Here is a 22,141-nt window from a genome sequence, read left to right as displayed (position 1 = left end):
ACTACTATTGAGCTGTCTCAATCATTTTCTTATTATGACTTAAGACTAAAGCTAAGTTACCTAGTAAAACACCATAAATAACTTTAGAACAAACATCTGCAATCGTATAAGTGATCTGTCTACCTACTACACCAGACTCGTTGTATAAGAAACCTTCTATCCCTGCTAGGTGAGGCATTAAATACGCTCCCGGATATAAAAACCATGAGATTAAAAATAATATCCAAATATTGGAAAGTATTTTTTGGCCTTTTTTTGGAATACCTTCTTTACCTTCTTTAATAACCTTATTCATTAACCATAATATATGGAAGAAAAATACCGTTGAGATAGCACCCCAAATGAAAAAGGCAGGAAGATTTGTTACCTCATAATATTGACCTATGTAACCGGTTATAATCATCATCGCTCCTGAAAACCAAAATTGATTTCTCACAGAGCTAACTTTAGATTTTGTTAATGTAACCACAAATAGAATTTGAAAAAGTAACATAGGAACATCTATTAACCAATTAAGGTACCTGTATCCATTGTTAAACAAGTCTCCATCTGGATTTAAAAAATACTTACCTGCTTCTGGATCAAAGGAAAAGCTAGAAGTCCAGTTACCTGCTTGTGCGTATAGCAATAATGCCGCAGAAACCATTACAACTGCCGATAGAATGTTAGACATTCTATATTTTTTATCGACGTTTTTAATGGTGAGGATAAAGTACAGAAGCCCTGCAAACATTACCGCATATCCTAAAGTAAGTACATGTGAGGTCATTTGGTAGGCCATTTCGGAGAAACCTTCTGTCGCTCCTACATAATTTTCAAAGTTGGAATTACCTAAATCTTGTATCATCTTTTTTTTATAAAAGTACTCACACATATCTTTTTGTTTAACTTGATTAGATAAAAATTAAACAAAAAATAAGAAAACTTTATGGAATCTCCTTTTTAGGTCGTTTGAAGCTTTAACATTTATTTCATTATTTCAATAATTAAGGCTATTAGATTTAAGTTACTCAATCGATTTCTTAACATTTATTTGTTACATTAGCAAGATTTTAAACCAAACAATTTTATTACTTATGGAATCATACATGATTTATTTGCCAGTTGCACTGGCGCTTTTAGGCCTTGTTTATATGGTCATCAAAAAATCTTGGGTTATGAAACAAGATGCTGGAGATGGAACGATGAAAGAAATTTCGGATCATATCTATGAAGGTGCACTCGCATTTTTAAAAGCAGAATACAAACTGCTTTCCATTTTTGTAATCATTGTCAGTGTTTTACTGGCGATTGTATCAGTAGTTGTCCCTACTACACACTGGATGATTGTTATTGCTTTTGTTTTCGGAGCCGTCTTCTCTGCTTATGCTGGTAATATTGGGATGAAGATAGCCACAAAAACTAACGTTAGAACTACGCAAGCTGCAAAAACGAGCTTACCTAAAGCTCTTGGAATTTCATTTGGTGGAGGAACTGTAATGGGTCTAGGAGTAGCTGGTCTAGCTGTATTAGGACTCACAGCATTCTTTATCTTGTTTTTCCAGTTATTTATGAATGGGGAGTGGGCTGCAACAGAATTTATGGGTGAAACAAGAACAGCAGGAGATCTTATGACTATTGTACTGGAAACACTAGCAGGTTTTTCACTTGGAGCAGAATCGATTGCACTGTTTGCTAGAGTAGGTGGTGGAATTTATACTAAAGCAGCCGACGTTGGAGCAGATCTAGTAGGTAAAGTTGAAGCTGGCATTCCCGAGGATGATCCTCGTAATCCAGCAACCATTGCAGATAATGTTGGGGATAATGTAGGTGATGTAGCAGGAATGGGTGCAGACCTCTTTGGGTCCTACGTGGCAACGGTTCTAGCAGCTATGGTTTTAGGAAATTATGTAATTAGAGATATGGGTGGTGATATAACTAGTGAAGGGTTTGGAGGAATAGGTCCTATCTTATTACCTATGGCAATTGCAGGTGTAGGAATCATCATATCTGTAATAGGTACAATGCTTGTTAAAATTAAAAGTAATGAGGCTAAAGAAGCTCAGGTAATGGGTGCTTTAAATATAGGAAACTGGACATCTATTGTTCTTGTAGCAATAGCCTGTTATGGCCTGTGTACCTGGATGTTGCCAGAAACGATGAAAATGGATTTCTTTGGTATAACAAACCCTGTTGAGGTGTCTTCTTTTAATGTTTTTCTAGCAACTCTTGTTGGATTAGTAGTAGGTGCAGTTATATCCTCGGTTACAGAATATTATACTGGTTTGGGAAAAAGACCTATTCTTAAGATTGTACAACAATCTTCAACAGGTGCAGGAACGAACATTATTGCAGGTCTAGCTACGGGAATGATTTCTACCTTTCCTTCAGTAATTTTATTTGCCGGAGCGATTTGGGCATCTTATGCTTTTGCTGGTTTCTATGGTGTTGCGCTTGCAGCAAGTGCAATGATGGCTACAACTGCAATGCAATTAGCAATTGATGCCTTTGGACCAATTTCTGATAATGCTGGTGGTATTGCCGAAATGAGTGAACAAGACCCTATCGTAAGAGAACGTACTGATATATTGGATTCAGTAGGTAATACTACGGCAGCAACCGGAAAAGGTTTTGCAATTGCATCGGCAGCATTAACCTCATTAGCCTTGTTTGCGGCCTATGTTACATTCACAGGAATAGACGGTATCAATATCTATAAGGCTCCTGTTCTTGCGATGTTATTTGTAGGAGGCATGGTGCCAGTTGTATTTAGCGCACTTGCCATGAATGCGGTAGGTAAGGCAGCTATGGAAATGGTATATGAGGTACGTCGTCAATTCAAGGAAATAGCTGGAATAATGGAAGGAACTGGAAAGCCAGAGTACGATAAATGTGTAGCTATATCAACTCAGGCATCTTTAAAACAAATGTTACTACCTGGTTTGTTAACCATAGGTTTTCCATTGATTATTGCATTTGTCCCTATGATATTTGGAATGGATCATCTTGCTATTGCCGAAATGCTAGGTGGTTATATGGCTGGTGTAACGGTAAGTGGTGTTCTTTGGGCAATTTTCCAAAACAATGCTGGTGGCGCTTGGGACAATGCTAAAAAGTCTTTTGAAGCAGGTGTTGAAATCAACGGTGAAATGACATACAAAGGGTCAGATGCTCATAAGGCTGCAGTAACTGGTGATACAGTAGGAGATCCATTTAAAGATACATCTGGTCCGTCCATGAATATTTTAATTAAATTGACTTGTTTAATTGGTTTAGTAGTGGCTCCTATATTAGGCGGTCATTCTGAAGATGCACAAGTTAATAACGAGGATCAGACTAAAAAGGAATTAATTGTTGAGCCTGTTAAAGAAGAGGTAGTTACCATCGAATACAGATAAAAAATTATATCTCAATAAAAAAAGGTAGCTTTTAAAAGCTACCTTTTTTTATTGAAACACTTTAAAGATTATAAATTAAAAGCTTCTTTAACTTGGTCTACATAGTCTAGTTTTTCCCAAGTGAAAAATTCAACTTCCTTTTCTACTCGACCTTTATAAGGGCTTTCAAAAACACGTTTTTCAACATAAGGTTCACGACCCATGTGACCATAAGCCGCTGTTTTTTCATAAATCGGGTTACGTAATTTCAACCTACTTTCTATTGCCGCAGGTCTCATGTCAAATATCTCGGCTACGATTTTAGAAATCTCACCATCAGTCAATTCAACATTTGCTGTTCCATAAGTGTCTACTAGGATTGAGGTAGGTTCTACCACACCTATTGCATAACTTACCTGTATAAGCACCTCGCTTGCAAGTCCTGCCGCAACTAAATTTTTTGCAACATGTCTAGCAGCATAGGCTGCACTGCGATCTACTTTAGAAGGATCTTTACCAGAAAACGCTCCGCCACCGTGAGCTCCTTTACCACCATAAGTGTCTACAATTATTTTACGTCCAGTAAGTCCAGTATCTCCATGAGGACCACCAATTACAAATTTTCCAGTCGGATTGATGTGATAGGTGATATCATCGTTAAACAGCTTTTGAGCATATTCTGGCAGCTGGGCGATAACTCTAGGAATTAAAATTTCTACAAGATCTTTTTTAATTTTCGATAACATCTCATTATCGTTATTAGAAAACGGATCGTGTTGTGTAGATATAACTATAGCATCTATACGTTGAGGTACATTATCATCACTGTATTCAATAGTTACTTGTGATTTTGCATCTGGTCTTAAATAATTAATATCCTTATTTTCTCTGCGTAAGGCTGCTAGTTCGATTAATATTTTGTGCGAGATATCCAGTGCTAGTGGCATGAAATTCTCAGTTTCATTCGTAGCATAACCAAACATCATTCCTTGGTCACCTGCTCCTTGTTCTTCTTTTGTAGCTCTATCTACACCTTGATTAATGTCTTGAGATTGTTCATGTATTAAAGAAATAACACCGCATGAATCTCCAGAAAATTGATATTCTCCTTTAGTATAACCTATACGGTTAATTACATCTCGCGCGATGTGTTGAACATCAATGTAAGAATCAGTTTTTACCTCGCCGGCAAGAACTACTTGACCAGTTGTGACAAGAGTTTCACAAGCAACTTTTGATTCTGGATCAAAAGCAAGAAAATTATCTAATAAAGCGTCGCTTATTTGATCTGCGACTTTATCTGGGTGACCTTCACTCACAGATTCACTTGTAAATAAATAGGGCATATTTTTATTACGCTTTCGCGAAAGCATACCTTAAGGCATACTACGCATTAATAATTAAGAACAAAATTGGGCTGTATAGTTAGATAGTCTTACTGTTTTAGCGTTTATGAATTAAGAAATCTCAATTCGAGGTCGCAATCAGCCAAATCTGTCCTCGTTTAATCGGCAACAAATGTAAGAGTTATTAAATTAATAGTTATTAAGAGTTCATATTAAATTAACAATTTGAGAGTTTAACTTTATTTTAATTAAGTGTAATATGTTTAAGAACAGCTATTTGTAAATCCTAGTAAATTAATAGGGATTAAATTTCATTAAAACTTTGGAATTGTAAAATTTCTTTTTGAATATTTGTACTCACGTTCATTACCATACTGAAATTATCAAGAAAGGACGAGGGAACAGACCCGATGACTCCTTAGCAACCCTTAATTCTAAATTAAGAAGGTGCTACTTTCTGCCTAGTTAATAGGAGAGATGATACGCAGGCCAGTAGGTAACTACTCCATTACGTTTCTTTTTTGATTTATCGATTCTTGCATAGAGCAAGTGGATATCTATTTCATACGGTTTTGGGCATTTAATTAATTTTTTAAAACAATTACAATGTCACAAAAATTTTCAACAACTTCATTACACGCAGGTCATGATTTTAAAGCAAATGCTGGTACAAGAGCAGTACCTTTGTATCAATCCACAAGCTATGTCTTTAACAACAGTGATCATGCTGCAAATTTATTTTCACTAGCTGAACCTGGTTTTATTTATACTAGGATTAACAACCCTACAGTAGATGTTCTTGAACAGCGATTAGCTGCCTTAGAAGGTGGTATTGCTGCTGTAGCCACAGCATCTGGTACCAGTGCGATATCAACTACCTTACTAACTTTATTGCGAGCTGGTGATCATATTATTGCGAGCAATTCTCTTTATGGTGGTACTTATAACCTACTATCAGTAACCTTACCAAGACTTGGGATTACTACCACTTTTGTAGATCCTAATGAGCCAGATTCTTTTATCAATGCGTTACAAGAAAACACTAGAGCTGTTTTTGTAGAGTCGCTTGGAAATCCCAAATTAGATGTGCTCGACCTTAAAAAAATAAGTTCACAAGCTCAACAAGCAAAGGTGCCGTTAATTGTTGATAATACTGTTGCAACACCCTTTTTACTCAACCCTATTGAACATGGTGCAAATATCGTTATCCACTCACTTACAAAATACATAAATGGGAATGGAACAGCGCTAGGAGGAATTATTATAGATGCGGGAACGTTTGATTGGACAAATGGTAAATTCCCTGAATTTACAGAGCCTTCACCGGGCTATCATGGCCTGGTGTATAGTGAGGTTTTAGAAGCGGCAGCATTTATTGCCAAGGTGCGAATTGAAGGTTTGAGAGATTTAGGTGCGGCAATTTCACCATTCAATGCTTGGCAAATCATACAAGGCCTAGAAACTCTAGAGTTACGAATCCAAAAGCATTCTGAGAATGCCCTTAAAATCGCAAATTGGTTAGAGTCAAGGGAAGAAGTTGCCTGGGTTAATTATCCTGGTTTATCATCGAGTAAGTATTATCAGCTTGCCCAAGAGTACTTGCCTAAAGGACAAAGTGGAATCGTCACCTTTGGAGTAAAGTCCGGTTTTGAAGGAGCAAAAACTATCGCCGATAAAACGGAGTTGTTTTCGCTTTTAGCTAATATAGGCGATACTAAATCTCTAATAATACATCCTACCAGTACCACACACCAACAATTGTCTGATGAACAGCAATTAAGTACAGGTGTTTCAAAAGATTTAATTCGACTTTCGGTAGGTCTAGAAAGCGTTGATGACTTAATAGCCGATCTAGAATCTGCTTTTGAAAAAGTATCACAAACTGTAAAAATTTAATATGTCACAGTTAAAAAAAGTGAGAATTCCAGACTTTAAAACAGTATCTGGTAAAATTCAAGATATTAGTGTTTCCTATCAGATTTTTGGGCGTGAACTACATACCGCGCCCATAATTCTGATTACTCATGCACTCACGGGCAATTCAAATGTTACTTCTTGGTGGCCACAATTGGTAGGTTTGGGAAAGGTCATCGACCTTGATCGTTATACCGTATTGACCTTTGATATACCGGGAAACGGATACTCAGAAGAAGTTGATGAGCTTATCTTTAATTATCAAGATTGGAATTTAAAAGATGTGGGATACGCTTTCGCGAAAGCGATCAACACCTTAAACATCTCAACCATTGACCTAGCTTTAGGAGGAAGTATAGGTGGAGCTGTACTATGGGAGTTAATTACGATTGCGCCGTCCCTAATTAAAAGTATTGTTCCTATTGCTGCAGACTGGAAGTCTACTTTATGGTTACAAGCGTGTTGTCATGTACAACAAACCATTTTAGAAAACAGTGATAAACCTATTGAAACAGCTAGACAACATGCGATGACGTTATATAGATCGCCAGCAGGCATTAATCAAAAATTTGAAAAAGATGCTGGAACTGTACAAGCATGGTTAAATTATCATGGTCTTGCATTACAAGAACGATTTACACTACCAGCATACAGACATTTAAATCATTTGTTAAGTCAATTTGACGTTACAAATGGAAGCAATGATATTGAGTCCATCGCTATTAAGTCTAAAGCTAGTATCGATATTATTTGTATAAATAGTGACGGTTTTTTCCTTGCTGAGGAAGATATAGCTACGTATGAAAGAATTAAAAACAAGGTTCCATCGTCATTGAATATTATACAATCTGTTCACGGTCACGATGCATTTCTCATTGAACACGATCAATTAATTAATATTTTAAAACGGATTGTAAAAAAACGCGTGAAACTTCATTTGGTTTCAGAAACAAAAGCACTTGCTTAAAAATACTAAAAGGATGAAACTAGTACACTTATATATTTTTGGAATAGGAAATGTGGGTAAAACTCTAATAGAACAGGTTCTTGAATCCCATACCTTCTTCAAAGAAAAACACGAATTAGATCTACGAATTGTAGGTTTGGCCAACAGCACACATACTGTTTTAAAGGAATCGGGTGTTGATGAGGACTGGCAAAATGAATTTAAATCTAAAGGTATGGATCGCAAGCCCGATGCTTTTTATGAATCGTTTGCCACTATTCCAGATTTTAAAATTGCCGTAGACGCTACCGCGAGTAAAGATTTAAGCCTTTATTACGTAGAGTTGTTATCAAAGGGTTTTCATATCGTGACAGCTAATAAAATTGCAAACACATTAAATTATACCTACTACAAAGAAATTCGTGAAATAGCGGCTTTTAAGGATTTACGGTTTGAATACGAGACTAATGTAGGTGCAGCTTTACCTATTGTAGAGTCGATAAAGCAATTGTATAAAAGCGGTGAAGAGATCGTGAAAATATCAGGAGTTTTTTCTGGTTCTCTAGGCTATATTTTTTCACGTTTTTCTCAAGAAGAGAAACAATTTTCACAGTTGTTACATGACGCACTTGTAGATGGTTATACCGAGCCTGATCCTAGAGATGATTTGTCTGGAATGGATGTTGCTAGAAAACTATTGATATTGGCACGTGAAGCAGGGTATGTGATTGAATTGGATGATATTGAGGTCGATAATCTAGTACCAGTTGAATTAAGGAATATTGGAAAGCAAGAATTCCTTGACCGTATCAACGAACTTGACACACCTTTTCAAAATTTAAAGAAGAATCTAGGTGAAAATAGCGTATTACGCCATCTAGGTATTCTTGATCTTAAAAAAGAAAGTCTTACAGTAAAGTTAGAAGTAGTAGATAAACAATCGCCTGCTGGTTTATTACGAGGCAGTGATGGTTTTTTTGAGGTTTACACAAAATCTTACGGAAAACAACCCTTAGTCATTCAAGGAGCTGGAGCTGGTAAACAGGTGACAGCTCGCGGTCTATTATCAGATATCATAAAGGTAGCAATGATCGCTGGACAACCGGTTTTAAGATAAAAGGTTTTTTATATTTACCGTTGCGTAAAATTAAGCAGTTATGTTATCCAGAAAAACAAAATACGGGATTAAAGCACTCACATATCTAGCAAAAAACGGCAATGAAAAGCCTATAGCTATATCGACGATTGCCAAAGCAGAAAACATCCCACATAAATTTCTAGAAAGCATCTTGCTTGAATTACGTAGGCAGGACATTCTTACAAGTCGTAAGGGAAAAGGTGGAGGATACTTGTTGTTAACTACACCTGATGAAATAAAAATGAGTAAGGTCCACCGAATATTGGAAGGGCCTATTGCTATGTTACCTTGTGTAAGTTTAAATTTTTATGAAAAGTGCGAAGACTGTAAAGACGAAGAAACCTGCAGTGTGAATAGACTTATGGCTCAAGTAAGGGATAATACACTCGCTATATTAGAAAATCAAACATTAGCAGATTTATTAAAGTAAAAAATAATACCCTACTATTTTGGTAGGGTATTACTTTATGAAGTATATTCGTGCCGTTAAGTTTTAACCGATAGTTTTGAAAGGTCATGTTAAGCGAGTGATCTGACGATATTAAGATGGGCTGTTTTCTTTTTATTACACTCGCTTCCTTGACTGTTTTCTTCTCAAAACTTTAAGATCATTTCTTTTTAACATTGTCTGCTTTTATTTGGATAGCAATACGTTGATAGCGACCTTTGTAGTATAATACAAATCAAATCATGAGTAAAGAAATGATTACAACCGATATTCTTATTATCGGTGCTGGTCCCACAGGATTATTTGCGGTTTTTGAAGCTGGATTACTTAAACTTAAATGTCATATAATTGATGCACTTGCGCAACCAGGTGGGCAGCTTACCGAACTATATCCTAAAAAACCCATTTATGATATTCCTGGCTTTCCAGATGTTCTTGCTGGTGATTTGATCGATAATCTAATGAAACAAATAGAGCCTTTTCAACCTGGTTTTACATTAGGAGAAAGAGCACAAACTATAGAGAAACAAGAAGATGGTTCCTTTATAGTTACTACAAATAAGGGAACGCAGCATCACACAAAAATAGTGGCGATTGCTGGTGGATTGGGATCCTTTGAACCGCGTAAACCAGCTATCGAAAATCTAGACAAGTATGAAGACAATGGTCTAGTCTACATGATTAAAAATCCAGAGGATTATCGCGATAAAAAAGTAGTAATTGCTGGTGGTGGCGATAGTGCTTTGGATTGGACTATTTATTTGGCCGATGTTGCTAGTGAAGTGACACTAGTTCATAGGAGAGAAGAATTTAGAGGTGCATTAGATAGCGTTGAAAAAGTTCAAGAACTAGTTGAGCAGGATAAAATTAGGTTAATTACTCCTGCAGAAGTGAAGGCAATAAATGGTGAGAGTCGAGTGGAGTCTGTTGAAATTCAACATAATGATAAAGCCAAAAGAATGGAGGTGATTGACTGTGATGCCTTCATTCCATTATTCGGGCTTGCACCAAAATTGGGTCCAATCGCCGATTGGGGATTAGAGATTGAAAAAAATGCTATTAAGGTTGACAACACTCTAGATTATCAAACTAACATACCAGGAATTTATGCCATTGGTGATGTTAATACATATCCAGGGAAATTGAAATTAATACTCTGTGGTTTTCATGAGGCAACTTTAATGTGTCAAAGTGCTTATCAACGTATATTTCCAGACAAAAGATATGTTATGAAATATACCACGGTAGGTGGTGTATCTGGTTTTGATGGATCGCATAAGGTTGCTGAAAAAGCTGTTGTAAAAAAAATAGGTCAAAAAGCTTAATGCAATATGGCAGTCGATGTAACTATTACCGTGATTGATAGAGAAGGAGAGAAGCATGAACTACTTGCTCCTACAGATATGAATATGAATGTAATGGAAATTTGTAAGTCATACGAACTTCCTGTACAGGCTACATGTGGTGGAATGGCAATGTGTGCCACTTGTCAATGTTATATAATCAGTGATCATGATCTAGGAGAACGCAATGATGACGAAGAAGCTATGTTATGGGAAGCAAGTTTTGTAAAAGATAACTCTAGATTAGGTTGTCAAATTCCAATTACCGAAGAGCTTGATGGTCTCGTTATTGAGTTAGCTCCTGAAGAATAATAATCGTTTAAATTACTAACAAAAAAAAGCTGACTTTTAAGTCAGCTTTTTTTGTTTATGTTACTTCAATTACATGAGTGTAATTGGCATTTCAGCACGGTAAGTTCCCCAACCCACTTTTAAATGAATTACATTGTCTTCATTAGGAGAGTATAATGCGATTGTAAGATGTTCTAGACTATTTTCAACATTCTTTACTGGAACTTTTACAGTTACAAGATCTAATTCTGGTTTATGTCCATAGTTTCCCCATCCATCGTTTTCTGAATTGATGTGGAACACCCAATAATCCTCATGTGGAGTTACCACAATCGTATATCTACCAGCGGCAATTTTTTTACCGCCTATCATTGCGTCTTGCATTAATAATAATTCGGTGCTCTCATTAGCTCCTAATCGCCATGCTTGACCATACATGGTGATACCTTTATCTTCTTTTTCTTTTTTAAATATTTCTCTTCCTTTTAATGCTGGCCTTGAATATAATACTCTAACCTTTGGAGCAGTTACGCCCTTTCTAAACGCTCTCTTAGCAGCTTCAGCTGGATAAAAAGTAGCATCCATAGGACTTTTATCAAGTTTGTCATCCAATTCTTGGGCAAATAAACTTCCGGCACCCATTAAAAATGCCATTAATAGAATTTTTGTTTTCATAATATCTGGTTTTAAAAGGTCTAAACTAAATGAATTGTTCTCACAGAAGTATCACTGCCTTGTTAAATCTGTCTTAAACAGTTGTAAACCACTAGGTGGAGCAACATGACTCAAATGAATTCTATTACTTCCTATTAACGTTTTTTTGAACTCATCAAGTGAAATCTTTTCATGCCCTATATCAAAGAGAATCCCCATCATAAGCCTAATTTGATACCTTTTAAAACCGCTGCCTCGTACTCGAAAAACATAACTGATTTCAGGAAAAAAGTTTGCTGTGTACAACTCATTCTCCTCAATCACTGCACTTTCGATGGTGCAAATTGTATTTGTAGTAGGTTTAGGTTTATAGGTGTAGGACCAGTAATCATGAGTTCCTACAAACATCTGGGCAGCTTGTTGCATGAGTTCTATATTGAGTTCATCCTTCATGTAAACCATTAATGGCGCACAAAAAGGATGAAACTTCTCTCCATGAGAGAATAAATAGATGTACTCTTTAATCTTAGGATGCTGGATAACATTAAAGTCTGCAGTGGTTTTTTTTATTTCTAAAGCTCTTATATCACTAGGTAAGTTTAAATTAAATTGTTCTAAAAAGTGCTCTTGATTTAAAGGTTCCTTTGCATCGAGAAAAAGTTCTACCCAAGTTTCATTAACAGATACCTTTGAATCTGTTCTACCAGCTGCAACTACTTTAAAATCATTATGGTCAAATACAAACCTAAGCGTTCTATTAATCATGCGTTCGACTGTAGGAATATCGTTAGGTTGTTGTTGCCATCCGTGAAACCTAAAACCTAAATATTGCAATTTGATCAGAAAGTACTGTCTGCTTAACTGTAAAAAGGGATCATTCTTTTTCATAAGATCTTTTACTTTTGACTATTGCTCTCCATTCCATTCTGCATAGAACTGTTCAAGATAGTTTTCCATAAAATTATGTCGTGATTGAGCCAGTCGCTTTCCAGTAGAGGTGTTCATAAGGTCTTTAAGTAGCAGTAGTTTTTCGTAAAAATGATTGAGAGTAGGGTTATTACCCTTTTTATACTCTTCTTTACTCATAGTAAGATTGGGAGGAATTTCTGGGTTGTAAAGAACATTGTTTTTATAACCGCCGTAGTTAAAGGTACGTGCAATTCCTATGGCACCCAATGCGTCTAACCTATCGGCGTCTTGAACTATTTGTAGCTCTATACTGTTAAAGGATCCGGTTGTATGTCCACCTTTATAGGATACATGACGTATTATTTGTACCACGTGGTCTATAATAGAATCGTCAACACGTAATCCTTTAAGAAAAGTTGTTGCTTTAATAGGACCAGCTTCCTCGTTGCCATCATGAAATTTTGAATCTGCAATATCATGAAGTAAGGCGCCCAGTTCTACTACTAGTTTATCGCAGTCATTTTCTTGAGCCGCAATAAGTTGGGCATTACGCCACACTCGCTCAATGTGAAACCAGTCGTGACCGCCTTCTGCGTCGTGTAATTCAGATTTGACAAAACTTATAGTTTGTTCAATGAAAGGTGTGTAGTTCATAAGGGATAAAGGTAGTGCGCTTTCGCGAAAGCGGAATAATCAAAATAAAATTAAACTTTCAGAAAATATTGAAAATATAAAAAATAAGTTTATATTTGAATTATGAAATTACAGGAAGCACAAGGTCAATTTATTCAAGCATGGGGCTCATTAGGCAGCTCATGGGGAATTTCTAAGAGTATGGCGCAAATTCACGCTTTACTACTGGCCTCGCCCAATGGTTTAAGTACTGATGACATCATGGGTCGTACACAGCTTTCTAGAGGAAATGTGAATACCAATGTACGTGAATTGATCAACTGGCGTCTTGTACGCAAGAAGACGGTACTAGGTGAGCGCAAAGAGTTTTTTGAGGCCATTCATGACATATATTCTATGGCACAACATATTATGGAGGAAAGAAAACGTAGGGAGATAGAACCTGTACTTTCTTTATTAAAAGATCTAAAGAAAACAGAATTAGAAGGTAAGGATGATGAGGTGAAACATTTTCAGGTATTGATAAAAGACCTAGAAGAATTTGTCGCGCAAATGGAAAATTTACTGAATCTTGCAAGCAGGATTAATAGCAATAGTTACCTGAAGAAAATGATAAAGGCTATTTCATAGTCTTTTTTATTTCGTTATAACTTTCAATAATTTCTGAAAATATAAAAATTATGAACTTAATTGCTTATGCCATTTATACCGTATTACTAGTGACAGTGATTTTACGCATTGGACATTTGTGTTACCGTCATGGACGAGTATACACCGATGCTTTTTTTCCTACAGATGCTGAGTTTTCAAAAAGCATCAACGATGTGTTATTAGTGGCTTATTATTTAATCAATCTAGGTTATGGAGTAACTGTCGTTGCGACCTGGGAAGACGTTCAAAATATCATAGGAGTTGTTCAATCCGTAACGAGTCACTTTTCAATGATTCTACTCATACTTGCTGTCTTACATTATAGCAACCTATTCATTATTAAACTTATCTATCAATTTAAATTCAAATAATATGGAAACTTCAAAAATTATCATCGGTTATTTTATTTATGTACCTATCATGCTGGGACTTACCTATTATGTATCGCGTACGCTTTTTAAAAATGCAAAGATTTTTATGCTCGATATTTTTCACGGTAAAAACGATATCGCAACCTCAACAAACAATCTTTTTCAAATAGGATTTTACCTGTTGAACTTGGGTTTTGGGTTATGGATTCTAGAAATATCAGATTATAAATGGCACAACACGTATCAGAATCTGATAGAGGTATTAAGCGCAAAGATTGGTGGATTCTCTATCTATTTAGGTGTCATGCTTTTCATCAATCTGTTTTTCTTTTTTAGAGGTCGCAGAAAAAGCAAACAATCCAAAACTGTCGTAAAAACACCCATTTATTTATCACCTGAATCTAAGTAAACATAAAGAATTATGAGTAAAATTTTGATACCAGGAGGAACAGGGTTTTTAGGTAAATCTTTATCAAGATATTTAAAAGCACAAGGTCATGAGGTGATTACGCTTTCGCGAAAGCGTGATTCTAAGTCACTCTACTGGGATGGTGAGAATCTGGGAGAATGGGAAAAGGAACTGGAAACTGTGGATGTTATCATAAATTTAGCAGGTAAGAGCGTAGACTGTAGGTACAATCCTGCTAATATGAAAGCAATTCTAATGTCCCGATTGTCTAGTACTGCTGTGTTAAACAAAGCAGTTGAAAAGTGCAGTAATCGTCCACGAGTTTGGTTAAATGCTAGTACCGCTACTATTTATAGACATTCTGAAACCAGGCCAAACACGGAGAAAGAAGGTGTGCTAGGTGACGACTTTTCTACCAATGTAGCTCAAGAATGGGAGCGTGTTTTCTTTAAAAAAGAATTGCCTGGTACTCGCAAGATTGCTATGCGTACTTCAATTGTTTTAGGAGCTACAGGTGGCGCTTTTCCTGTAATAAAACGTTTGACTAAATTGGGGTTAGGAGGAATGCAAGGTAAAGGACAACAAATGATTAGTTGGATACATGTAGATGATTTTTGCCGCGCTGTTGACTTTTTAATTCAATCAGAATTGGAAGGTGTGGTTAATGTTACGGCTCCTAAACCTGTGAGCAACAAAGATTTTATGTTTAACCTACAAAAGAGTTTAAGAATACCTATTGCCATATCACAACCTAGGTGGTTGCTAGAGCTAGGTGCTCTTTTCATGAAGACCGAAACTGAGCTAGTCCTAAAAAGTAGGTTTGTATTACCAGAGAAATTAGAAAATTCTGGTTTTAAATGGGACTACAATACCCATGATGCTGCTGTACAAGATTTGATTTAACTCTGTATATAATAATTGTCGTCTACGTTGACCTCGTTAAACTTAGACGACAATTTCATGGTTTGTTTTTTTGTAGTCGGTATGATACGTTGTTTATTGTTACCTATATAAACATCTACAGGCATGCTAAAATCATCGACCGTATTTTCCCAATAATAAACAAGTTTATTTCCTTTACTTTTAATAACTAATTTAGGGATACGAGTATCTCTTAAGTATTGATCAAAAACTTTTTGTAGCGCAATACCCGTTTTGTCAATTAAAAAATCCTCTATTTGTTTAGTCGTAACTGTTTGATGGTAAAAAGTTTTATTCATATCGCGCAGTATTGATCTCCATTTATCGTCATCATCTACTAGTGTGCGTATGGTATGTAATAAATTGGCTCCTTTGTAATACATGTCGCCACTACCTTCATGATTAACGTTATAATGCCCTATTAAAGGTCTGTCATTTTGAATAGTTCTGCGAGTACCTATGATATACTCTTGTGCAGCTTGCTTGCCATAATAATAGTCTAAAAATAAACTTTCACTGTATGCTGTAAAACTTTCATGAATCCACATGTCTGCAATGTCCTTATTGGTTATGCTGTTTGCAAACCACTCATGACCAGCTTCATGAATGATAATAAAATCAAACTTTAAACCCCAGCCAGTGCCCGATAAATCTCTGCCCAAATAGCCTTGTTTGAACTTATTTCCATAAGTGACAGAACTTTGATGTTCCATACCTAAATAGGGAACCTCAACTAGTTTAAAACTGTCTTCATAAAAAGGATAAGGTCCAAACCAGTGTTCAAAAGCTTTCATCATTTTTGGGGCATCGGTAAAATGGTTTTTTGCTTTTTCTAGATGATGTTCCAGAACATAATAATCCATATGTAGATCACCCTTTTCACCAGAGTAGACTTCACCGAAATGGGTGTAGTTACCTATATTGATATTGACTCCGTAATTATTTATAGGGTTTGTCACTTGCCAGGTATATGTTGTGGTGTTGTCAATGAGTTCTTTAACCTTAATTAATCTACCATTGGACACGTTCATTAAATTAGAAGGTACGTTTACAGATATTGTCATACCTTTTGCTTCTTCATACATATGATCTTTACATGGCCACCATACACTTGCTCCCAAACCTTGATTTGAAGTTGCGATGAAATGGTTCCCTTTTTCGTCTTTTTTCCATGAAAAGCCGCCGTCCCATGGAGCATTTTTTGCTTCTCTGGGATGTCCTTTAAAAAATACCGTAATAGTTTTTGTGGTAACTACCTGTTGCTTGTCTTGTAAAAGAATATTATAGACATTACCATCACGGGTGAACTTTAATTCCTTATCATTTTGAACTACTTTGGTAATGTGCATAGGCTCCTGTAGATCAATCTGCATTTTATTATTACTTGCAAGCACCTTATAGGTTATTTGGTTGCTGCCAGAAATAAATTTTTCATCAGGTTCTACCTTAACGTTTAGGTCGTAACGTTGTAATTCCCACCATGCACGTTCTGGAGTAATACTACCTCTCAAGCTATCTTGTCTTGTAAATTGTTTTTTATTTTGGAGTAACTGTGCTTGTGCTTGAATTCCAATTAAACAAAATATAATTAGAGTTATTACCTTGTATAACGACGTTTTATTTATCTTCATTAAAGATTGATTATAGATGCGATACCATCTGTTATATGAATGTTTTTTTAATGCTCAAGATATGCTTGAGTAATTGTTTTTTGAGCCATTTTTCCTTGTGGCGTAAAACGTTTTGCAAAACCTCGCCATCTACTATCTTCGGCATGGTATTTCCATAAAAAACCGCCTGCCATCCAGGATTCTCCCCAAACCTTATCGAATAAGCATTGATATAAAATATCTTGAGCTTTTTCATTTACTTCATGGTGATCTTGGGCATTTTTCCATGGTTCCTTTCCGGCATAATCTGCGCTTATATAACCATATTCTGTGAACAGGATTTGTTTTTTAAAGCTAGTCGAGAAAGATTTTAATTCTTTTTTCCATTTATCCCAACTTTGATTTATGTTATCAATATCGGGTGTTTTTTTATTACAAACAGGGAAATAAGCGTCTACTCCTATATAATCCAATTCATCCCAAAATGTAACTTGTTTATAGCTGTCCCAGTTACCAGCATAGGTGATTTTACCTTTATAAATAGTACGGATTTCTTTAATTAATTGTCTCCAGTAGTCTGGTCTAGCAGTTACAAAGGATTCAAGTTCTGTTCCTATACAAAATAGCCCTACTTTTTTTTCTTGTGCGATACGAGCAAATCTCAAAATATACTCACGATAGGAGTTTTCCAGAATTTGCCAATCTTCATTTGTTTTTAATTGAATGGTACCGGTGTAGGTTCCTTTATTTATCCAAATTTGAGGTTTGAGCATTACCTCAATATTTTGATCATTCATTAGGTCAATGGTTTGTGATACACCATGCGGTTTTTCGCCCCACCAACCGTGATCCTGGTCATATATAACTTGTGGACTATCAATTGAACGCATCCAGGCATAGGGTATAACAGCTACGTAATTAGCATTGTATTGAACTAGTGGTTGTACGTCATTTTTATCAATAGGATTACGGGTAGCAACAAATGAGATACCATTTATTTTATTAATTGTTTGAGGTAAGTTTGAATTCAAAAAGGCCGTCTGGTTTGACTGTGATGAGTTCAAACAGGACATTAATAAAAGAGAACAACCTATTATCAGAAAGTTTAATAAACTTTTATATGTAGCGACTTTATTCATTAACTAAGTTGTACGAAAAATTAAAGGTACATAAATCGTTCCTTTTTAGTTGCTTTTATCGATAGATTGAAAAATACATGGGTTCATTAAGCATTAAATAGGAAGTATGTGTAATGTGGTGGGAATAGTTTACGCTTTCGCGAAAGCGTAATTAATCGTACTTTGTAAACACAATCGCCATCTATGGAACATATTATAATAATAGGTAATGGGATTGCAGGTGTTACTGCAGCTAGACATATTAGAAAAAACTCGAATAAGCGCATTACAATTATCTCGGCCGAAACGGATTACTTTTTCTCTCGTACAGCACTTATGTATGTTTATATGGGACACATGAAGTTTGAGCACACACAACCTTATGAAAATTGGTTTTGGAAAGAGAATCGGATTGAATTAATGAATGCCTATGTCAACAAAATACTTCCTGATGAGAATAAGATAGAGTTTGAGGATGGTAGTCACTTAACCTACGACAAGTTAATTCTTGCTACGGGTAGTATTCCTAACAAATTTGGCTGGCCAGGACAAGATTTAAAAGGTGTTCAAGGCTTAGTAAGTAAACAAGATTTATTACAATTAGAACAAACAGCACCAAATAATAAAGTTTGTAAGCGAGCAGTAATTATCGGTGGTGGTTTAATAGGAGTAGAGCTTGCAGAAATGCTACACACTCGTGAAATACCAGTAACTTTTTTAGTTAGGGAAAAAGGATTTTGGAGAGGTGTGTTACCGCTGCCTAACGCTACAATGATTTCTAATCATATAAAAGAGCACCATATAGACTTGCGCGAAGAAGAAGAACTCAAAGAGATTTTATCGGATGATAATGGTCATGTAAGAGCTGTGATTACAAAAAAGGGTGAGGAAATTCCTTGCAACCTTGTAGGATTATGTGCCGGAGTAAGACCGCAAATTGAATTTTTAAAAGAAAGCGGTATTGAATATAATCGTGGTATTATGGTTAATCGTAATCTTCAAACCAATTTTTCAAATATATATGCCATAGGAGATTGTGCAGAACAGCGAGAACCTGTCGGTGAACGCAAAGCGGTTGAGGCTGTATGGTATACAGGAAGGATGATGGGTGAGGTAGTAGCTCAAAACATTTGTGGAAATCCTGTAAGATGGAATCCTGGTCACTGGTTTAATAGTGCTAAATTTTTTGAGATCGAATACCAAACCTATGGTTGGGTATGGAATAACCCTAAGGAAGGAAATGATCATTTTACATGGAAAGGTAATGATGGGCGTAGTATGATAACTATTGAGTATGAAATAGCCTCACGTAAATTCATCGGTATTAATACGTTTAATATACGCATGCGTCATGAGGTTTTTGATAAGTGGCTTAATGAAGAACAAACTATAGATCACGTTGTTTATAACTTAAGGGGTGCTTGCTTTAATCCAGAGTTTTTTAAAGAACCTTATCACGATATAAAAAGTCAATTTTCTAATCTATTAACAAACTAATATTATGAGTACGTATCAACGTAATATGGCTTTAACAGGTGAGCCGCCTAAAGCATTGAACACTGGTCAAAAAGTAGGATCTGCGATTGGTTTGTTTGGTTTGGGAATACTGGTATTATCAATATTCAATATCACTTTTCCTAATAAAGCTCTATGGCTTACTATTAGTCTCTCAATGATTGCAGGTGGGATAATCTGGTTTGCCCGTTCTCAATATAAAAACACGCAGCCAGGAATTAAAAATAATGGAGTCTGGTTTAAATCTATATCAAGTCGTGGTTTATTAGGATGGTTATCTGCGGTAGGCTTATGTGGTTTTTATATAGTCCTTTATTTCTATCCTCAATATTTAGGACAAGGTTCAGATGGGGCAGCAAATACAGGGCTAATTGGATTGTTTGATCCATTGTCTTATTTGTTAAAGGGTCAACCTGCAAGTCAATGGTTTGTTTATGGTGTTCTTTATACTATAGCTATAATATCTTTTGGGATAAAGTTTTTGATGAAATACCGTCACAATAGGTATGAACGATTACGTACCTATAGCGTTATGTTTTTTCAAACAGCATTTGCATTTTTAATACCTGAAATAATGGCTGGATTAAACGGTGACTTGCCGTACTATGATCTTAAAAATGTTTGGCCACTTAATTATTATCTGTTTGATCAATGGAATGTAAACGGATTGCTGGCAAATGGTAGTGTAGGTCTTACCTTGCTGTTATGGGGAATTGCTTCCATTTTTGTAATTACTCCTATTTTAACTTATAAATACGGTAAACGATGGTACTGCAGTTGGGTTTGCGGTTGCGGTGGACTTGCAGAAACCGCTGGTGATGCATTCAGACAACTATCGGATAAATCAAGGAAGGCTTGGAAAGTAGAACGTTGGTTGGTTCACACGGTGCTGGTTTTTGCCGTTATAAGCACAACGGGAGTAATACATTCGTATTTAGGCGATGGCTCAAAATATTGGTTGAGCGCTACAACCTTTTTAATAGGAGTAGCAGTTTTCTTGACGTTGTTGCTTGCGTTTATATGGATATTTAAAAGAGAAGAATTAAAAAAAGATGCAAAATTTGGAGCAGTTGGTTTTCTTGTGATTATACTGTCTTTTATAGCAATGCATTTCTTTTCTCAAACAGATGCTTTGTTTTTCTTCAAATCCCATGAAGTAAGATCTACGTATGGATTTTTAATTGGATCTATTTTTAGCGGAGTTGTAGGAACAGGTTTTTATCCAATTATGGGAAGTAGGGTATGGTGTAGATTCGGTTGTCCGATGGCAGCAATTTTAGGTTTACAGCAGCGATTGTTTTCTAAATTCAGAATCACTACAAATGGAGGTCAATGTATCTCATGTGGTAATTGTTCTACATACTGTGAAATGGGAATTGATGTTCGTGCCTATGCGCAAAAAGGTGAGAACATAGTAAGAGCAAGTTGTGTGGGCTGTGGAGTTTGTAGTGCTGTATGTCCACGTGGTGTTCTTAAACTAGAGAATGGCCCATTAGAAGGACGTATAAATCCACAGGATGTACTGTTAGGACAAGATGTAGACTTAATGGACCTGTTGAAAAAATAAGAGTAATTAGAAAACCTGTTTAAATAAAAAACGTTCTAGAATCAACTAGAACGTTTTTTTATGATAAGATGAGGTTGAAACCTTAAATAGCTATTGCCCTATTTAAAATTAATCCTAGATATAGATTAACTTTTTTCTTCAATTCACTTCTAGGAACGATAAAGTCTAGAAATCCTTTTTCTAATACAAACTCGGCTGTTTGAAAACCTTCAGGAAGTTCTTTACCAGTCGTGTCACGAACAACTCTAGGGCCAGCAAAACCTATAAGTGCACCAGGCTCTGCAATGTTGATATCACCTAGCATTGCAAATGAAGCGGTTGTACCACCGGTCGTTGGGTCTGTACACAATGAGATGTATGGTATACCAGCTTCAGCAAGTTGAGCAAGTTTTGCACTTGTTTTTGCAAGTTGCATTAAGGATAAAGCAGCTTCCATCATACGAGCACCACCAGATTTTGAAATGATCATAAATGGAATATTGTTCTTTAACGAATAGTCTGCAGCACGAGCTATTTTTTCACCTACGACACTACCCATTGAACCACCGATGAAAGAAAAGTCCATACAAGCAATGACAAGGTCGTGTCCATTTGATTTACCAACAGCAGTACGCACAGCATCATTAAGACCTGTCTTTTTCTTAGCTGCTTCTAGTCTGTCAGTGTACTTTTTAGTATCCTCAAAATTTAGAGGATCTTTAGAAAGAATATCTGGATTAAGTTCTTTGAACTCATTGTTGTCAAACATGATTTCAAAATATTCTTTACTTCCTACACGTACATGGTATCCATCCTCTGGACTTACGTAGAAGTTGTTTTTAAGTTGTTCTGCATCTACTATTTTTCCAGTAGGTGACTTGTACCACAATCCTTTAGGTGTGTCTTTTTTAGCTTCAGTAGGTGTGGTTATACCTTTTTTATCTCTTTTAAACCAAGCCATAATTAAGTTATGATTTTAGGGTTGTAAGGTGAGAAGTATTCTCTTCTCAAAACTACCGTTT

The 22,141-nt window shown here is 36.0% G+C and carries 21 protein-coding genes and 1 riboswitch; of the genes, 13 read left to right on the top strand and 8 right to left on the bottom strand.

The features are described 5' to 3' along the window. Positions 1–4 precede the first annotated feature (4 nt). A complete protein-coding gene (locus I5168_RS01795) occupies positions 5–847 on the bottom strand; it encodes a bacteriorhodopsin (protein WP_042277224.1) in 843 nt (280 codons plus the stop codon). 229 nt (positions 848–1,076) lie between these two features. On the opposite strand from I5168_RS01795, the gene I5168_RS01790 reads away from it, so the two are divergent. Continuing rightward, positions 1,077–3,377: a sodium-translocating pyrophosphatase gene (locus I5168_RS01790; RefSeq protein WP_084692470.1), complete on the top strand. Its 2,301-nt coding sequence runs from the start codon at positions 1,077–1,079 to the stop codon at positions 3,375–3,377. A 68-nt stretch (positions 3,378–3,445) separates the two neighbouring features. On the opposite strand, the gene metK is transcribed toward I5168_RS01790, so the two are convergent. Beyond that, the gene (gene metK, locus I5168_RS01785; protein WP_431472270.1) at positions 3,446–4,702 is read right to left on the bottom strand and encodes a methionine adenosyltransferase; all 1,257 of its coding nucleotides are present in this window, start codon (positions 4,700–4,702) and stop codon (positions 3,446–3,448) included. Positions 4,703–5,079: 377 nt separating this feature from the next. Beyond that, a riboswitch (SAM riboswitch) is annotated at positions 5,080–5,186 on the top strand. 122 nt (positions 5,187–5,308) lie between these two features. Between metK and I5168_RS01780 the strand changes: the two genes are divergently transcribed. The 6 genes from I5168_RS01780 (at position 5,309) to I5168_RS01755 (ending at position 10,803) form a co-directional block, all read left to right on the top strand. Continuing rightward, positions 5,309–6,598: an O-acetylhomoserine aminocarboxypropyltransferase/cysteine synthase family protein gene (locus I5168_RS01780; RefSeq protein ID WP_431472269.1), complete on the top strand. Its 1,290-nt coding sequence runs from the start codon at positions 5,309–5,311 to the stop codon at positions 6,596–6,598. A gap of 1 nt (position 6,599) precedes the next feature. Then, positions 6,600–7,583, top strand: coding sequence for an alpha/beta fold hydrolase (locus I5168_RS01775; protein ID WP_431472268.1), 984 nt, complete (start codon positions 6,600–6,602; stop codon positions 7,581–7,583). Positions 7,584–7,596: 13 nt separating this feature from the next. Beyond that, the gene (locus I5168_RS01770; RefSeq protein WP_105018282.1) at positions 7,597–8,679 is read left to right on the top strand and encodes an aspartate kinase; all 1,083 of its coding nucleotides are present in this window, start codon (positions 7,597–7,599) and stop codon (positions 8,677–8,679) included. A gap of 40 nt (positions 8,680–8,719) precedes the next feature. Beyond that, the gene (locus I5168_RS01765) at positions 8,720–9,130 is read left to right on the top strand and encodes an RrF2 family transcriptional regulator (protein ID WP_105018283.1); all 411 of its coding nucleotides are present in this window, start codon (positions 8,720–8,722) and stop codon (positions 9,128–9,130) included. Positions 9,131–9,402: 272 nt separating this feature from the next. Next, positions 9,403–10,473 carry an NAD(P)/FAD-dependent oxidoreductase gene (locus I5168_RS01760; RefSeq protein WP_167343299.1) on the top strand — a complete coding sequence of 357 codons (1,071 nt, stop codon included), beginning with the start codon at positions 9,403–9,405 and terminating at the stop codon, positions 10,471–10,473. 6 nt (positions 10,474–10,479) lie between these two features. Continuing rightward, on the top strand, positions 10,480–10,803 hold the full coding sequence (locus I5168_RS01755; RefSeq protein WP_042275921.1) for a 2Fe-2S iron-sulfur cluster-binding protein: 324 nt from the start codon (positions 10,480–10,482) through the stop codon (positions 10,801–10,803). A gap of 69 nt (positions 10,804–10,872) precedes the next feature. On the opposite strand, the gene I5168_RS01750 is transcribed toward I5168_RS01755, so the two are convergent. From I5168_RS01750 to I5168_RS01740, 3 genes are read right to left on the bottom strand one after another with little or no spacing between them, the layout of a single operon-like run. Next, entirely contained in the window at positions 10,873–11,457 is a 585-nt protein-coding gene (locus I5168_RS01750) for a DUF2911 domain-containing protein (RefSeq protein ID WP_042275919.1), read from the bottom strand. A 51-nt stretch (positions 11,458–11,508) separates the two neighbouring features. Further along, positions 11,509–12,324, bottom strand: coding sequence for a tRNA pseudouridine synthase A (locus I5168_RS01745; RefSeq protein ID WP_060523201.1), 816 nt, complete (start codon positions 12,322–12,324; stop codon positions 11,509–11,511). A gap of 18 nt (positions 12,325–12,342) precedes the next feature. After that, complete coding sequence (locus I5168_RS01740) at positions 12,343–12,999, bottom strand: HD domain-containing protein (protein ID WP_431472267.1); 657 nt, start codon at positions 12,997–12,999, stop codon at positions 12,343–12,345. Positions 13,000–13,101: 102 nt separating this feature from the next. Between I5168_RS01740 and I5168_RS01735 the strand changes: the two genes are divergently transcribed. From I5168_RS01735 to I5168_RS01720, 4 genes are read left to right on the top strand one after another with little or no spacing between them, the layout of a single operon-like run. Continuing rightward, positions 13,102–13,608 (top strand): GbsR/MarR family transcriptional regulator, encoded by a 507-nt coding sequence (locus I5168_RS01735; RefSeq protein WP_167343028.1) that lies wholly within the window; start codon positions 13,102–13,104, stop codon positions 13,606–13,608. A 50-nt stretch (positions 13,609–13,658) separates the two neighbouring features. Further along, a complete protein-coding gene (locus I5168_RS01730; protein ID WP_431472266.1) occupies positions 13,659–14,000 on the top strand; it encodes a hypothetical protein in 342 nt (113 codons plus the stop codon). Position 14,001: 1 nt separating this feature from the next. Then, complete coding sequence (locus tag I5168_RS01725) at positions 14,002–14,409, top strand: hypothetical protein (protein ID WP_060523197.1); 408 nt, start codon at positions 14,002–14,004, stop codon at positions 14,407–14,409. Between the two features lie 12 nt (positions 14,410–14,421). After that, positions 14,422–15,312 carry a TIGR01777 family oxidoreductase gene (locus I5168_RS01720; RefSeq protein WP_431472265.1) on the top strand — a complete coding sequence of 297 codons (891 nt, stop codon included), beginning with the start codon at positions 14,422–14,424 and terminating at the stop codon, positions 15,310–15,312. Here the strand turns inward: I5168_RS01720 and I5168_RS01715 are convergent. Next, a complete protein-coding gene (locus tag I5168_RS01715) occupies positions 15,309–16,961 on the bottom strand; it encodes a M1 family metallopeptidase (RefSeq protein WP_431472264.1) in 1,653 nt (550 codons plus the stop codon). The two genes, I5168_RS01720 and I5168_RS01715, sit on opposite strands and share 4 nt — an antisense overlap. A gap of 47 nt (positions 16,962–17,008) precedes the next feature. Next, positions 17,009–18,013 (bottom strand): glycoside hydrolase family 113, encoded by a 1,005-nt coding sequence (locus tag I5168_RS01710; RefSeq protein ID WP_431472263.1) that lies wholly within the window; start codon positions 18,011–18,013, stop codon positions 17,009–17,011. 249 nt (positions 18,014–18,262) lie between these two features. Here I5168_RS01710 and I5168_RS01705 point away from each other — a divergent pair, with 249 nt between their 5' ends. Together I5168_RS01705 and I5168_RS01700 are read left to right on the top strand one after the other, a co-directional pair. Further along, complete coding sequence (locus I5168_RS01705) at positions 18,263–19,555, top strand: NAD(P)/FAD-dependent oxidoreductase (RefSeq protein ID WP_431472262.1); 1,293 nt, start codon at positions 18,263–18,265, stop codon at positions 19,553–19,555. Positions 19,556–19,559: 4 nt separating this feature from the next. Continuing rightward, complete coding sequence (locus I5168_RS01700) at positions 19,560–21,140, top strand: 4Fe-4S binding protein (protein ID WP_431472261.1); 1,581 nt, start codon at positions 19,560–19,562, stop codon at positions 21,138–21,140. An 82-nt stretch (positions 21,141–21,222) separates the two neighbouring features. Here the strand turns inward: I5168_RS01700 and accD are convergent, their stop codons facing one another. Then, positions 21,223–22,080: an acetyl-CoA carboxylase, carboxyltransferase subunit beta gene (gene accD / locus I5168_RS01695; protein WP_042275894.1), complete on the bottom strand. Its 858-nt coding sequence runs from the start codon at positions 22,078–22,080 to the stop codon at positions 21,223–21,225. Positions 22,081–22,141 lie beyond the last annotated feature (61 nt).

Origin of the sequence: Nonlabens sp. SCSIO 43208, from assembly GCF_050703575.1 — a bacterium.
Classification (GTDB): Bacteria; Bacteroidota; Bacteroidia; order Flavobacteriales; family Flavobacteriaceae; genus Nonlabens; species Nonlabens tegetincola.
This window is presented reverse-complemented; position numbering and strand designations above follow the sequence as displayed.